Origin of the sequence: Acinetobacter sp. YH01024 (assembly GCF_013420195.1) — a bacterium.
GTDB classification, from domain to species: domain Bacteria; phylum Pseudomonadota; class Gammaproteobacteria; order Pseudomonadales; family Moraxellaceae; genus Acinetobacter; species Acinetobacter amyesii.
Genome location: NZ_VOYQ01000018.1, coordinates 60,048 through 74,511, shown reverse-complemented (window position 1 = coordinate 74,511; position 14,464 = coordinate 60,048). Strand labels below are relative to the sequence as shown.

16 protein-coding genes are annotated in these 14,464 nt (G+C 40.5%); 8 read left to right on the top strand and 8 right to left on the bottom strand.

The window, feature by feature from the left end; genetic code table 11:
• The coding region (locus tag FTT88_RS09425) for a DUF4372 domain-containing protein (RefSeq protein ID WP_180173886.1) at nucleotides 1-385 on the bottom strand (385 nt) is incomplete at its 3' end.
• 99 nt (nucleotides 386-484) lie between these two features.
• Between FTT88_RS09425 and FTT88_RS09420 the strand changes: the two genes are divergently transcribed.
• Nucleotides 485-1,633: a tetratricopeptide repeat protein gene (locus FTT88_RS09420; RefSeq protein WP_180004155.1), complete on the top strand. Its 1,149-nt coding sequence runs from the start codon at nucleotides 485-487 to the stop codon at nucleotides 1,631-1,633.
• Between the two features lie 190 nt (nucleotides 1,634-1,823).
• On the opposite strand, the gene FTT88_RS09415 is transcribed toward FTT88_RS09420, so the two are convergent.
• Both FTT88_RS09415 and FTT88_RS09410 read right to left on the bottom strand, forming a co-directional pair.
• Nucleotides 1,824-1,967 carry a hypothetical protein gene (locus FTT88_RS09415; RefSeq protein ID WP_180004156.1) on the bottom strand — a complete coding sequence of 48 codons (144 nt, stop codon included), beginning with the start codon at nucleotides 1,965-1,967 and terminating at the stop codon, nucleotides 1,824-1,826.
• A gap of 247 nt (nucleotides 1,968-2,214) precedes the next feature.
• Nucleotides 2,215-2,379 carry a hypothetical protein gene (locus FTT88_RS09410; protein ID WP_180004157.1) on the bottom strand — a complete coding sequence of 55 codons (165 nt, stop codon included), beginning with the start codon at nucleotides 2,377-2,379 and terminating at the stop codon, nucleotides 2,215-2,217.
• A 348-nt stretch (nucleotides 2,380-2,727) separates the two neighbouring features.
• On the opposite strand from FTT88_RS09410, the gene ubiH reads away from it, so the two are divergent.
• From ubiH to FTT88_RS09395, 3 genes are all read left to right on the top strand, one after another.
• Entirely contained in the window at nucleotides 2,728-3,936 is a 1,209-nt protein-coding gene (gene ubiH / locus FTT88_RS09405; protein ID WP_180004158.1) for a 2-octaprenyl-6-methoxyphenyl hydroxylase, read from the top strand.
• The gene (locus FTT88_RS09400; protein ID WP_180004159.1) at nucleotides 3,933-5,177 is read left to right on the top strand and encodes an FAD-dependent monooxygenase; all 1,245 of its coding nucleotides are present in this window, start codon (nucleotides 3,933-3,935) and stop codon (nucleotides 5,175-5,177) included. The genes ubiH and FTT88_RS09400 overlap by 4 nt, the downstream gene beginning before the upstream one ends.
• A gap of 174 nt (nucleotides 5,178-5,351) precedes the next feature.
• Nucleotides 5,352-5,600, top strand: a complete 249-nt coding sequence (locus FTT88_RS09395; protein WP_078189169.1) for a hypothetical protein — start codon at nucleotides 5,352-5,354, stop codon at nucleotides 5,598-5,600.
• A gap of 114 nt (nucleotides 5,601-5,714) precedes the next feature.
• Here the strand turns inward: FTT88_RS09395 and FTT88_RS09390 are convergent, their stop codons facing one another.
• Entirely contained in the window at nucleotides 5,715-6,137 is a 423-nt protein-coding gene (locus FTT88_RS09390) for a hypothetical protein (protein WP_180004161.1), read from the bottom strand.
• A 105-nt stretch (nucleotides 6,138-6,242) separates the two neighbouring features.
• Nucleotides 6,243-7,085: a 16S rRNA (cytidine(1402)-2'-O)-methyltransferase gene (gene rsmI, locus FTT88_RS09385; RefSeq protein WP_078189168.1), complete on the bottom strand. Its 843-nt coding sequence runs from the start codon at nucleotides 7,083-7,085 to the stop codon at nucleotides 6,243-6,245.
• Between the two features lie 10 nt (nucleotides 7,086-7,095).
• On the opposite strand from rsmI, the gene FTT88_RS09380 reads away from it, so the two are divergent.
• The 4 genes from FTT88_RS09380 to FTT88_RS09365 are packed head-to-tail and all read left to right on the top strand — an operon-like array spanning nucleotide 7,096 to nucleotide 10,151.
• Nucleotides 7,096-8,040 carry a penicillin-binding protein activator gene (locus FTT88_RS09380; protein WP_180004163.1) on the top strand — a complete coding sequence of 315 codons (945 nt, stop codon included), beginning with the start codon at nucleotides 7,096-7,098 and terminating at the stop codon, nucleotides 8,038-8,040.
• Between the two features lie 46 nt (nucleotides 8,041-8,086).
• Complete coding sequence (locus FTT88_RS09375; protein ID WP_180004220.1) at nucleotides 8,087-8,494, top strand: YraN family protein; 408 nt, start codon at nucleotides 8,087-8,089, stop codon at nucleotides 8,492-8,494.
• 60 nt (nucleotides 8,495-8,554) lie between these two features.
• Nucleotides 8,555-9,253 carry a BON domain-containing protein gene (locus FTT88_RS09370; RefSeq protein ID WP_180004165.1) on the top strand — a complete coding sequence of 233 codons (699 nt, stop codon included), beginning with the start codon at nucleotides 8,555-8,557 and terminating at the stop codon, nucleotides 9,251-9,253.
• 25 nt (nucleotides 9,254-9,278) lie between these two features.
• Entirely contained in the window at nucleotides 9,279-10,151 is an 873-nt protein-coding gene (locus FTT88_RS09365) for an alpha/beta hydrolase (RefSeq protein ID WP_180004167.1), read from the top strand.
• A gap of 84 nt (nucleotides 10,152-10,235) precedes the next feature.
• On the opposite strand, the gene nudC is transcribed toward FTT88_RS09365, so the two are convergent.
• The 3 genes from nudC to dnaQ all read right to left on the bottom strand — a co-directional run bounded on the left by nudC (nucleotide 10,236) and on the right by dnaQ (nucleotide 14,286).
• A complete protein-coding gene (nudC, locus tag FTT88_RS09360) occupies nucleotides 10,236-11,009 on the bottom strand; it encodes an NAD(+) diphosphatase (protein ID WP_078192931.1) in 774 nt (257 codons plus the stop codon).
• Nucleotides 11,009-12,655 carry a chemotaxis protein gene (locus FTT88_RS09355; RefSeq protein WP_180004168.1) on the bottom strand — a complete coding sequence of 549 codons (1,647 nt, stop codon included), beginning with the start codon at nucleotides 12,653-12,655 and terminating at the stop codon, nucleotides 11,009-11,011. The genes nudC and FTT88_RS09355 overlap by 1 nt, the downstream gene beginning before the upstream one ends.
• Nucleotides 12,656-12,783: 128 nt before the next feature.
• The gene (dnaQ, locus tag FTT88_RS09350; RefSeq protein WP_180004170.1) at nucleotides 12,784-14,286 is read right to left on the bottom strand and encodes a DNA polymerase III subunit epsilon; all 1,503 of its coding nucleotides are present in this window, start codon (nucleotides 14,284-14,286) and stop codon (nucleotides 12,784-12,786) included.
• Nucleotides 14,287-14,464: the final 178 nt, after the last annotated feature.

Here is a 14,464-nt window from a genome sequence, read left to right as displayed (position 1 = left end):
TATGACTGGCATCCAAGGAATACAAGGGATTCTTAAAGCGAAATTTATGAGCGACTTTTGAGTGGTCATAGTATTTAAGCAACTTGTAAAATAGCTGTTGATACAAGGCAGCAGGCTGCTGCTCATTAATTCGTGCCAGCGTGCTTCGGGGAATAGACTTTGCTCCGAGATGACTTAGCTTTTCCTGTTGGCACTCCAAATTGGATTGAATATCTCTCAGACTTTGCCTACAAGAGAATTGAGACATCAATATGGCAATAAACTGATCCCACCGGGAAGCCGCTCTAAATTTCTGTCCAACATGGTGCACTTTAGCAAGTTGTTCAAAATCCTGTCGCACAACAGGTTTAATTAGCTCATGAAATACGGTATTCTGATGTGACAAAACCTGAATCCTGGTCGTTAAAGTGTTTGTTTGCACTCATATTTTAACTGTTAGGACTCAGGTTTTTTTATTTAAAGCAAACTATGGGACAGCAGTGGGGTGGTTATTCCCTTTAATGGCAATCAACAGGATATTGAAAGACTGATAAATGATTGGCTGGTTTATTTTGAAGAAAACTCAAAATCTGCATTAGATATAGAGTGGCTGACGGATCATATTGTTTGTATCAATAGTGCCGGATTAGCACATTTTGCTTTTACTGAACCTGAAAAATGGAGCAGTTTGCTAAGCAGTCAGTTGCCGATGAAATGGATGATCTTCTTTGATTTTGCAGACACAAATTCAAGCTATAGCTATGCGCTTTATAAAGAGGGTGCAGAAATCAGATGTGTCATTCAAGCGGAAGAAGATGAACTTTACATGGATGGAGAAAGACAAGATTTTGAAAAGGAATGGTTAAACTTTTCAACAAGATATTTATACGAATATGTTGAAAATGGCAAAGTTCAAAAAAAATGGACGACTGATTTAAACAGTTTAAAAGAAGAAATCAATGAAGATTTGGAAAGCTATTATCAGTATTATTATTTTAGCGAAAAGGATCATTTAATTTATCATACTCAATTGGTTCGGCAGTTATTGATTGAACTCTTTAAAAACTATGTCGGTTTTGAAATCTTTGATAGTGATTATAATCCAGTAAAGAAAATAAAGTTTAAGTATAACAATCAGCGTACTTATGATGATTATTTGAGTTTAGCCTCAAGAGGGGATATTGCAGCCCAAATTAAATTGGGCGAAATGTATGAAACGGGATGCGGCGTTGAAAAAAATGATGTTACAGCACAAGGATGGTATCAAAAAGCGGCTGATCAGGGTGATGATGCGGCGATGCTGAAGTTAGCGGTGCTGTTGTTCAGAAAACCATGTAAAACAGAGGTTCATATCGCTTTAGCTCTGCTGAATCAGTCAGTGGAAAAGGGAAATATAAACGCAAGAACGGCCCTTGCTGAAATATATGAAAAGGGCGAAATTCTTGATCAAGATTATAATCTAGCTATGAACTTGTACAAGCAATCGGCAAAACAAGGCTGTGCAATTGCTCCCTATAAAATTGGCTTAATGTATGAGCTAGGCAATGGCGCAGCTCAAGATTTAAAGATGGCGAAACGCTGGTATCACCAAGCGGCGAATGCTTTTAATCAAGATGCAGAAATTCGATTGCAGAAATTAATCCAGCATTTTTAATGCTTAAGCCATTCATTTAAATTATTCCGTATTAAGGAGATCATTTCTGTCTTTTGTGTTCTATATCTTTATCTATTGCTATGAAAATAAATTGAATGCATGAGCGCAATATTTTGACCAAATCATGGAAAATATTAAATAAATATAAAAAAACCGATCATTAGATCGGCTTTTTAACTTCATTCAAACATTATGTTTTTTGTAAAAACTCAGTCGCTAATTTTAAAAACTCTTCCGGTTTTTTATATACGGCCAAATGTCCGGTTGCCAGTTCAGCATATTCAGCATGTGAAATCAGATCTATAGCATATTTGACCAATACACTCGGGGGCATATACTCATAATTACAGCCATTCACTAATGTTTGTTTGTTGATTTTTTTTTCGCTGGCTCAGTCATATCGGTATGAATCTACAACTCAGCTTGGTGGGTAAATCTTTCTCAATTATTGGTTTGCAGCGTATTTTCTAAGGTTTGCGCCATAGTATTTTCACACCATGCCAAGGTAAAGTTGGCGCTAAAAACCTGTTTGAATAATAGTGCTCGACATCGCTTTAGAGTTGCTCTGTACCTAACTCAAATTAAAGCTTGGTACGTGCATCAACTTTAGGATAAGGCGCCAATAACACAACAAAAATTACATCTTCTGGATATTCTGCTGCGGAATATATCCAGAAAATGTTGTGTAATGAAAAGCTCATTAAACCGAATGGTGTAACATAATTGGTTTTTGCAGCTGCAATCACTTATTCAACTAATTGAGCAATGGCTAAAGGCTGATCATCAGGTAGTTAGCTTGATATCGTCCTTTTGAATGCATCAAAACATGAGATGTTCAAATGACGCTGATTTACGCAAATGATGGCTCATACTGATGGACTCAGCCATTTTTATTGTGATTTTCTCTTTTTTAAAGATCAATATTTACGGTAAGAGATGATTAATTTTGTATTTAATCAGTGCAAATACCTGCAACTAATTTGTATTTCATTATAAAAAATCATGCCCTTGATGTAAGATAAAATTCATTACAGATTATATGTATTTCGAGTGAATGTCCTAAATTCGAATACTTGATAAAAAAGGAAACAAGCATGCAGCAAGAAGTCATCATTGTTGGTGGTGGTATGGTCGGTTTAAGTCTGGCACTCATGTTGGCCAAAGCCAAAATTGGCGTAAAACTTTTAGAAGCCATTAAATACCCAAATTATGATGATGCAAACCTTGCGCCTTATCACTCGAGTTTTGATGCGCGAAACAGCGCCTTGTCACGCCGTACGGTGCAAATTTATCAAGAACTAGGCCTCTGGGATGCTTTGCAGGAACACGCCACACCTATTTTAGAAGTAAATATTACAGAGCAAGGTAGTTTTGGTAAGGCAAGACTCAAAGCAGAACAAGAAAAAGTCGAAAGCTTTGGACAAGTCATTGAAAATGCATGGTTAGGCCGTGTGCTGCTCACAGAAGTCAAAAAAGAACCGTTGATTGAATTAATTGATGGCGTACAAGTGACTTCACTGACGCAGGATGCAGACTTTGCATATTTAGAAGCACAGCGTGCTGAAGAACAGCTCAAACTACAATCTAAAATTGTGATTGCCGCAGATGGCCGTGACTCATTCTGCCGTAAAGCCCTAGGTGTCGGCGCATCAGAACATGATTATGATCAAGTGGCGATTGTAACGACGGTACAAACCTCTAAACCGCATGCTCATGTCGGCTTTGAGCGCTTTAGTCCACTTGGCCCGTTAGCGCTGTTGCCACTTCCGGGGGAATACCGCCGCTCAGTGGTTTGGCCTGTGCCGAAAGGAACTGAAGGCGAGTGGATGGGTGATGAAAATGATCAGCATTTCTTAGATGCCTTGCAAGAAACCTATGGCGACCGTGCAGGTAAATTCAAAAAAACAGGTAAACGTTTCAGCTTCCCATTGTCCCAAGTTCTTGCAGAAAAACAAGCTGTCGGCCGTGTGGTGCTGATGGGCAATGCTGCGCATACTATTCATCCTGTCGCGGGTCAGGGCTTTAACTTGTGTATGCGTGATGCCTATGTACTGCGCCGTTATTTAACAGAGCAAGTTGAAAAAAATGCCGATTTGGGTGATGCAGCTATGTTGCTGGATTATGAAAAATCGCGCCTGACCGATCAGCAGCGGGTGATTAAATTCTGTGATTCAGTTGTACGTGGTTTTAGCAACCAGAATCCAATTTTAAAACTCATTCGCAATACAGGATTAGTTGCCTTTGACACCATTCCGGGGATCAAGCCTTTGGTCGCGAATTATGCAATGGGGCTAAAAGCATGAGTTTCAATCAAACAGATGTACTGGATGCTGTGATTGTCGGCGGTGGCTTGGTCGGTGGTTTAACGGCATTGTTATTGGCGCAGGGCGGTGTGCAGGCTACGGTATTGGATGCGGCACCTATATTGGATGCAGAAAAAACCAAAAGTATTGCGAATCCTCGAGTTTTGGCGCTCAGTCAAGCCACTATTCATTTACTCAAGACCGTGGGTGTTTGGGAAAAGCTTGCTCGTCAGCAGCCTTATACAGGCATGCAGGTGTGGAATAAAAATGGCTATGGCGAAATCAATTTTGGCCATGCTACAGAGCAAACGCCATCAGTTGAGCAAGCTTTAGGTTCAATGGTCGAACCAAGTGTTTTGAATTTAGCTATTCAAGAAAAAATGCTAGAACAACTCGAAGACTACCGAACCCAAGTCAAGGTAAGTCGAGTTGAGCGTGGCGTTGGTGTATGGATCATTCACCTCGCAGATGGTACCCAGCTCAAAACAAAACTGGTGATTGGAGCAGATGGTGCAAACTCATTTGTCCGAGAACAAGCTTTCATCGATCTAGATGTCTTGGACTATAAACAGGCGGGTGTGAGCTGTGCAATTAAAACCGCCCAACCGCATCAGCATGTAGCGCGTCAAATTTTCTTAGAAACTGGGCCTTTGGCATTTTTGCCGATGGCGAGTCTGAAAAAAGAAGAAAGCGGTTATTGGCAATCCATTGTGTGGACCTTACCAGATGATTATGCCGATGAATATGTCGCTTTATCCGATGTGGAATTTACTGCGTTGCTCACTCGAGAAAGCCATCACATGCTCGGCGAGGTCTTAGAAGCAACACCGCGTGCTAAATTTCCATTGAAAGCGCGAGCAGCACAGCAATATGTGCATGATGGTCTGGCGTTGATTGGTGATGCGGCCCATGTGATTCATCCGCTTGCAGGACAAGGCGTGAATATTGGTTGTTTAGATGCAGCAGTGCTTTGCGATGTGCTTTTGACCGATAAAAAACGGGGTGTGTGGGCACATGAACAAAGTTTGAAGCGATATGAACACCGTCGTAAAGGGCAAAACGATGCCATGATGCATAGTATGTCCGCGATTGGTTGGTTAGAAACCACCACTTTTTCACCTGTGGTGTGGGCGCGAAACTTTGGTTTAAAACAAGTGGAAAATCAGACTGTTCTAAAAGATGCGTTTATGGCTCAAGCCAATGGTCTGAGTATTTTAAAAGATACAATCTACGCAGCTTAGGTCAAAGTCTGATATTTTTTAGACAGTCGTATAAACAAGGTTACGATTTTGATTGAAAAAGATACGATTTTTTGGTTGTGGGTACTAGTCGAAATGCTCAGAGATTGCTAAATTTCTGTTAATTTAAAACCAGCCATTCGCTGGCAAACAGAAGTCATTCGCGGGGAGAACACAATGACTGATATGAACGATTATGATGATCCAGAAGATTCAGTAGTTGATGAAGATGAAGCACAAGCAGCTGAAAAAGGTGCAGGTGACGCAGCTGATTCTGCCTCTGATGGTGACACCTCTGAAGCTGAAACATTAACAGTGACTGCAAAACTAAAACAACGTCAGGCGCTTGAAGATGAAGTTGCTGCGTTCTTAGCGCGTGGTGGTCGTATTACCGAAGTCCCTCCAGACGAATCGGCAAAAGATTAAAAATGAAAAAACACCACGTCATGTGGTGTTTTTTTTGCTTCATTCGCTTGTGCGAGGCTGAAGGTCATTCATTTTTAAACTAAGCATGTTTAGTTATGACGTTGTGAAGTTATTTTAAGTCGTCTTTGGCTTCATATATTTACGACTGATCGCGTAAATAGGATAGAACACAAAATGCAGTAATAGCAAAAACATACAATTAATAATAAATGCAGCAATATACGGCGGTGCATGCATGGCCGCCACAGCAGCGACAAAAGATTGAAAAAGTAATACCGCACTCAAAATGACATAAGCCCAATAGCGATGCCTATCCCAAAATTGGCTCAGTTTGAGTAAATTACCGACTACAAAATAGAGGGAACAATATCCACAGACCATCGTAATCGCGCTATGATCGGCCGTCATTTGCTCGCCACTAATATAGTGCGGATAGGGTTGAATGCCAGTATAAATAATATGTGCAAGAGCCGTGAGCCAAACCAGATTAAAGAGAATGAACACCAGCGGTTTTTTGACAGACAGATTTATGGACATGTTATAAGCAACTTTTTTTCATTCTATTTAAATTATTGTATGGGATAGCTTATAGAACCCGTAGGTCCCATAAGCGGTTCAAATTAAAAATAAAAAAAATTAAGCTTAATCGTTCGCTTGGGTTAACTCTAAAGCACGTTGATAGGCCACTTTCTTTTTAATCCCAGTTAAATCAGCAGCCAACTGAGAGGCAGCTTTAACGGACAAGTCTTGAAGTAAACGTGTTAGCAATTTGTCTAACTTTTCTTGCTCTAGGTCTTTTTCTTCGGTCGCACCACCAATCACCAAAACGATTTCGCCTTTTTGCTGATTGTGATCAGATTCGACAAAATGAACCAATTCACCCAAAGACATTTTTTTAATAGTTTCAAATGTTTTGGTAATTTCACGTGCAAAGCCCACAGGACGATCTGCACCAAAGACATTCGACATATCTTTTAGGCAATCCACAATACGGTGCGGCGCTTCATAAATAATCATGGTTTGAGTTTCGTCTTTCAGTTTTTCCAATGCTAAAAGACGTTGTGACTGTTTAGAAGGTAAAAAGCCTTCGAAACTAAAACGGTCACTGGGTAGGCCGACAGCACTGAGAGCAGCAATGGCAGCACAGGCACCTGGCACAGGAATGACACGAATATTTTTTTCTTGTGCAGCTCGAACCAATTTAAAGCCAGGATCACTGATCAATGGCGTGCCTGCATCACTGATTAGCGCCATATTTTCACCCTTTTCGAGGCGTTCAATCAGCTGGTCTATTTTGTTACTTTCGTTATGGTCGTGGCAGGCGGTTAAAGGTGTATTGATACTAAAATGTTTAAGTAATTGTGCGGAAGTTCGTGTATCCTCGGCGGCAATAATTTTAACCGACTTCAATACCTCAATTGCACGATAACTAATATCATCTAAGTGCCCGATTGGAGTTGCAACAACAAATAACTGAGCACTCATAGGTTTCTCCATGTTGGATAATAAGAACAAAATTTTGGGTCTTTGCCTTTTAAGCAGTCTGTTTACTGCTGCACAGGCAGACGTCTTGGTCATTCTACCTGAATCTGGCCCTATGGCGCGAGCCGCATCCAGTATTAAGCAAGGTTTCAATAGCGCATATCAATCGTCAGACTACAAAGTGCCCATTAAGTTTGTAGATTCAAATCAAAAGCAAATTGCAGCGATATTGAAGCAACAGGTCAATAAAAAAACTCAATTGGTGATTGGTCCTTTAGCACGTCAAGATGTAGAAGCACTTGTAAAAGCAAAGCCTAAAGTCCGCGTGTTGGCTTTAAATGAAACGACGAGCCAAATTCCAAACGTCTGGCAGTACAGTCTATCAAAACGTGATGATGCTTTAGCACTCCAAAAAGTCTTCGAAAAAGACAAATTAGCGCAAGTGTTAGTGTTACGTCAGCCCGCAACTGAGGCAGAACATGAATTACTGCTCATGTCCTTAATTAGTCAAAGTTCAGTGCCGATACAAGTGGTTGAACAACTCCCAACGAAGCTGGACAAAAATCAAGGGGTGTTGTTGTTAGGCAATAATGAATGGATAAACAGTCAAACAAAACTACCTAAAGCAAAACTATATACCGTTGCCAATGCGATTGAAGCCACAAAGCCCATTCCTGTAGGGCTGAAATTTTGTGATGCACCTGCATTGCATGACGCGCGTTGGCCTGACCTGATCCGAGCTTATGAGGAAAACCCAGTAGATATGCCATATCAACGTCTTTTAGCTTTTGGCGGAGACACATGGCATATCGCAAAACAATATTTGCAAGAACCGAAATTAAAAAGCATTGAGTTTCAGGGGCGAACAGGGCTAATCAAAATTAGTCAAAACAATATTCAGCGTGTTCCTCACTGCTATGAGCGAAGTAAAAAAGGCATCGTGGCGATCTCACTTTAGGGATGAAACGATGCAGCTAAACTTAGAGCAGATGAATTTGGGACAGATGAATCTGGGGCAGTGGGCAGAACGGCAAGCGCTGCGTTTGGTTGAGCAGCAAGGCTATGTACAGGTGCAACAGAATTATCATAGTCGTTATGGTGAAATTGATTTGATCGTTGCACGTGGTCAAGAATTGGTATTTATCGAAGTTAAAGCCCGTTCGAATACCCGTTATGCCCAAGCCATCGAAAGTATCTCTATTCACAAACAACGTAAGATGATGAAGACTGCGTTGCATTTTTTAAATGAACAGTCACATTTTCAAAATTATTATTGTCGCTTTGATGCAATTTGTTTTGATTTTTATCAACACTTTGCAAAAACACTACAGCAAGACTTTTCTAAATACCCGTATCATCAGCAATGGATTGAAAATGCTTTTACTTTTGATCAAGAGTTGATTAATCTTTGATAAAACAAACTGTGTAAACGCATAGAAAAATACGTGTGGAAATTTGAGGAGTCGTGCTGAGTGGTTAAGCGTATTGCAATAACGATGCTTTGTGTCGCAAGTTTATCTGGCTGTGCGAGTTTTATTTCGAATGGAACAGGATCAGCACCTGTAGGAACTGAAAGCGGCGCACGCTCATTGGGACAAGTTTTTATTGACTCTTCCATTGTTCGAACAGCAAAAATTAACTTATATAAATTAGATACTCGTTTTAAACAGTCACGTGTCAATATTGAAAGTTTTCATGGCAATGTCTTATTGACTGGGCAAGTGCCAGATAATCATTTAAAAGAATTGGCAGAAGAAAATGTCCGTTCAATGAGTGATGTCAAAACTGTACATAACTATATTACAGTGGGTAATCAGATCAGCTATAGCACCATCATGCAAGATACTGCGGTCACTGCGAATACCCGTGGTTTGATTATGAAAGCGCCTGTGGTATCTGACAGCAAAGTACACATTCATACTGAAGATGCTGTTCTTTATGTGATGGGCCGTTTAAACAGTGCGGAAATCACAGACTTAAATCAAATCTTGCAACAAGTGGGTAATGTAACGCGAATTATCACTTTAATCGATAATATTGATCAGAACCCAAATCCACAGGCACGTTCAATTAACTCAAGTTACACCACACCTGCTGTAGGTAATGTGCAACCTGAAGTACAAACGCCTGTAGCGATAGATCCGGATGCTGTCGATCCAAATGCTCAATAAAATGTCGGAAATGATGCTGTAAAATATGAATCAATGGTCTCTGCGGCTTCAGCAAAAAATGGATTTGGCTAAATCTTTATATCGAAATTTTCGGTTATATGATTTTGGCAGTTATGCATTAAATCGACTGACACCCAAACAAGGATATCATGTTCAAAACAATATCCCTTATGGTCTAAAAGTGCGCCATCGCCTAGATTTGTATCGCACGTCAGCACCTCGTCAGCAACGTCCACTCATCGTGTTTGTACATGGTGGAGCGTGGATGCATGGTGACAAAAAGGACTATGGATTCATTGGTGAAGCTTTTGCCAAAGAAGGCTTCGATGTTGCTGTCATTAATTACCATCTCGCACCTGAATATATTTTTCCGGCTTCAATTGATGATCTTAGCCTTGCATTAAACTATTTGACGCAGTCTCAGCATAAGTTGCAGATTGAAGTGGAAAATGTGGTGTTAATGGGACATTCGGCAGGGGCATTTAATGTCATGTCTGCACTGTATCATCCGACGCCTTATCAGCTACAAGTGAAAGAGAATATTCGTGCAATTGTGGGATTGGCAGGGCCATATCATTTTGATTATAAAGGTGATCCGATTTGTGCAGATGCCTTTGATCAAAATGTACCGTATCAACAAGTGATGCCGTATTATTTTGTTGAGCACAATCAAGTGAAGCATTATCTATTCACTGCGGATAAAGACAATATCGTTGGCCATAGCAATAGTGAAGATTTTGATCGTCGATTAAAAGCCTCAGGCAACCATAGTCAGTTGATTCAAATCCCACGTGTTGGGCACATCACGATGATTGGTTCAGTTTCGAGTTTATTTAGTCGCTTCTTTAAAACCAAAGCTGAAATCATGCGTGTACTCGATGAAATTAGTCCACCTTAATGTCTTTGGTTAAATGATTGAGAATAAAAACCGCCAAGTATGGCGGTTTTTTTATTGCATGATTTATTTACTAAAAATAGCTACTTATAACCATGCTTCGGTGTCATCTGCAACAGCAGACCCATGGATGACATGCATAATCATCGAATGGGCGATACTTCCTTTGAACGGAATTTCAGGTAATGCATCAAATTTAAAGAAAGCCGCATCACTTATTTCTTCTTCTTGTAATTGAAGCTCACCTGAAGCATATTCTGCTTTAAAGGCGATCATTAAATTACTTGGGAAAGGCCAAGGTTGGCTTGCCAGATATTGAATATTTTTGACCTTCAGCCCAACTTCTTCTTCAGTTTCACGACGAACCGCTTCTTCTAGAGTTTCACCCACTTCAACAAAACCTGCGATCAGTCCATACATAGCACGGACATTTTTTGCATTTTTTGCCAATAAAATTTCATCTTCACCACGGGTAATGACGGTAATGACACAAGGATTGACACGAGGGTATTGGTGATAACCGCAAGCAGGGCAAACCATAGCATATTCTGTGGCGTGGACTTGAGTTGCAGTACCGCAGTGGCTACAAAATTTATGATTACGGCGCCATTCTAAAAGTTGAATAGCACGGCTGGCTTGTTCAAATTGCTGAACATTCCAAAGTTGTAAAAGCTGACGAATAGGGATGAGTTGTAAGCCTTCAGGAATTGGCTCATTTTCAAGTAGATCACGGGCAATCACTCGATCACCCGTGCCAATATTTAAATCACTTGCGAGTTGCTCAACTTCGGGAAGTTGAAAGTTTTCATCGACCAGCAATTGCTGTTGTTTGAAGATATACGCAAGTGATAATTTAGACATTAGGCCGCTGCTGATTTCAGTTTTTCGCTACTGTCCAATGCTACCTTAAACATGCCCTGTAAAACAGGTTGTTTGTTCTTTAAATTGTCAATCAACATATCTGCGCTTGCCAATGAATCTAATGCTTGATTCACTTCATTTGCATCAATCGCTGTTGAAGATTCAACTCGTTTCACAATGAATTGAGCTGTTGAATTCAGCGCATTTTGAGCTGCATCTGCATTGAGGAACAACATTGCACCACCAATTTCACGGAATTGAGTTGCAGTCGCTTCAAGTTGTGTCAAATCTTGGTTTTGTAAATACTGAACCAAAGATTGGCTAGCAGCATCAATTAAAACCTTGGTCTCATTTAACAGGGCAGCGTGTGCTTCATCTAAACGATCGAGTGAAATATTCATATTATTCACACGAAGTTGTAAGCGGCTAGAAGTGTGATGACGCTCAAGCACACCAATCGAGTTCATGGCAGACAAGATATTGTTCATCAACTGCTGGGCAAAGCTTTCATCTTGTAAAATCTCAGCATTACCTAATGACGCAGCTTGACGCGACAGGTCGTTATACGCTTCATTTAAGTTCAAGACTTTGAAAATATTTGCCAATTCGTTCAATTTCGCTTGAAGTTCTTGGGTTTTTTCAGGCGTCATATTTTGATAGTTAAATTCAATATCATTACGAATTTGCGTCATTTCAGTCGTAACCAATTCACCAATGGTATGCATGGTTTCGAAGTCAGGACCATATAAATGACGACTGAAAACTTGCAATTGGGTGTCGGTAAGAAGGTCTTCACCGATATTTAACTTGCCACGAATATGATGAGAAATGTCATCTTCTTGGCTAATGCTTAGACTTAAGACATTGGCTAAATCAGAAATGGATGCTTTAAAGCGCTCAGTTCCTGCAAAATATTGAGCCATATTGCGTTCAATGCTTACCAAGGTACGTAAACGAGCATCGGTAATTAAGATTTGATCAATTTGATTAAACGCAACAAAAACCAAGTTCCAGTATTGTTTGCTTGGATGTTTGTCTGAAAGACCTGCTAAATACGTACCGACCAATTTAATCGCTTGCAGATCCAGCTCAGTTTCTTCTTGTTTAATCAATTTATTCAACGCCAACTTATACAGACGGTGAACGTATTTTGATTTTTCAAGTGCAGGCGCTTGAGGTAGGTCAAAGTCAGGGGTAATACAATCGAGTAGGGACTCAATGTGTTGGCCTTCCGACGTTAAAGGTTTTCCTAAAGACAGCTCTAGACGATTTAGACTGTCGAGTAGAAACTGTGGAATTTTAACTTCACGCAGGCAGATAAATTCGATATAGCGTTTCAGCATGGTCGTGCCTTCGCTAAGTGCGATGACCTCTTGAGTGTTAATTTGCGCAGGGTTCCCCATGATCTTGCGCATTAACTCTGCTGAATATTGAGCGATTTTTGCCAAACTTGGCATATCAACTAAAGCTAGTACTTGAGCACATTGTTCAAATTGAATCAGTGCATCATCAATCCCGAAAGGTAAAGTTTGATCTTCAACTAAGGTGCTGACTGCTGATTCGACTAACTTGATTGAGTTATCAACCTCATTTTTTATTATCAGCAAAGCCGTTGGATCAAAATGGATAGAGGTTTGGTAAGACATGTATCTGCACCTTTCCTAGATGTTTTATCTTGTTTATTAACCGCCCCTTAAGGCGGTCCATGTTTATGGTTTTACTATAGCGTATGTAAGAATTGTTTATATACAAAAAGTAACACGAAATTTAGATTTTATTTCGCAAAAAGGCAAGGTGTACCATGTTTTTCTTCAAATTGTTTGACCCATGTCTCATGGGCTTCAAGTTCATCTGCGGAAGGTAAAATCACGGGTAATTCTATTTCAACAGCGGCGCGGGTTTGCGAACCATCTTCATTTTGCGAGTGGGTCAGGGCATCGATATCAAAGGAAACCTGACCGCCCGTCATTGCTAGGTATACGTCAGACAGAATTTCCGCATCGAGTAACGCACCATGGAAGGTACGGTCACGTTGTGGAATTTCGTAACGACGCACTAATGCATCGAGTGAGTTTTTCTGGCCTGGATGCTTGGCTTTGGCCATAGCCAAGGTATCGGTGACTTCGCAAACTTCAGATAAGGCCACAAAACCGGCACGTTTGAACTCCATATCAAGGAAGTTCATATCGAAGGTTGCGTTATGCGCAATGATTTCTGCGCCTTTTAGATAGTCAAATAATACATCAGCAATTTCAGCATACAGTGGTTTGTCTTTTAGAAAGTCATCACTGATTCCGTGAATATTTTCAGATTCACCGACAGGTTTTTGCGGGTTGATATAAATATGAATTGAGCTGCCCGTAAGTTTACGGTTAATCATTTCCACCGCACCGACTTCAATAATACGGTCGCCATCTTGGAAATAGAAACCGGTCGTTTCCGTATCCAAAATTAATTGTCGTGGGCCAGATACATCAACTGTTGCTGGTGTAATGACAATCATTGGATGGATTTCAGCAGCTTGCTTAGACTGGATAGGGGCAGCTTCATTCAACGTTGAAGCAATGTCAGTTGCTTGTTGTTCTATCGTAATGTCATCAATCTGCTCTGCATTGATCGCTGTGTCAGTAGTCATTTCACGTGACGGAGCAAATTCTAGCGGCTGAGCAATTGAAGACTCCTGAATTGAAGCATCAATAATGCTTTCATTTGCAATCATTGCTTCTTCAGAGATTTCTTCTGCTTCATCCTCGCTATCAGCAAATTCAAGTCCAAACGGATCATTTAATAGCCAGTCAGGTTCAGCTTTTTTTTTAGGTGCTTCAGCTGTAGTTGATGCCGCTAGTTTGATCTGTTCGAGGGTTTTTTCTGCGCCTAGATTGGCCAATTGATCGGCCATTTCATTTCCCGGATGGCCTGCATGCCCTTTAATCCAGTTCCATTCAATTTCCCGACCCTGACAAGTTGCATCCAGTAATTTCCACAGATCAGGATTTTTAACATCTTTCCAGTTTTTCTTTTTCCAACCATGTATCCACTCGGTAATGCCTTGTTTGACATAGTTAGAGTCTGTCCAAATAATCAGTTTTGCATCGGACGGACAGTGTTGAATGCCTTCAATTGCAGCAGTCAATTCCATACGGTTATTGGTGGTTTCAGCTTCGCCGCCGCAGAGTTTTTCTTCTCCAGTTTCACGGATGATATACGCCCCCCAACCCCCTAAGCCAGGGTTGCCTTTACATGCACCATCAACATAAAGCGTGATTGTTTGAGACATAAATCAAATCCGGAGAAAAACAAGCATTCAGAACCGTATATTGTATAACGCAAATGACAGAGAGAAATCCATTTCTGGCGATTTTTTTAATTTCTTGTAACATTTATACTGAAATAGCGTTAAATTAACGCCTTGTGTCTGTGTTCTGCTTCACTACAATGGCATATCTAAAAAATAA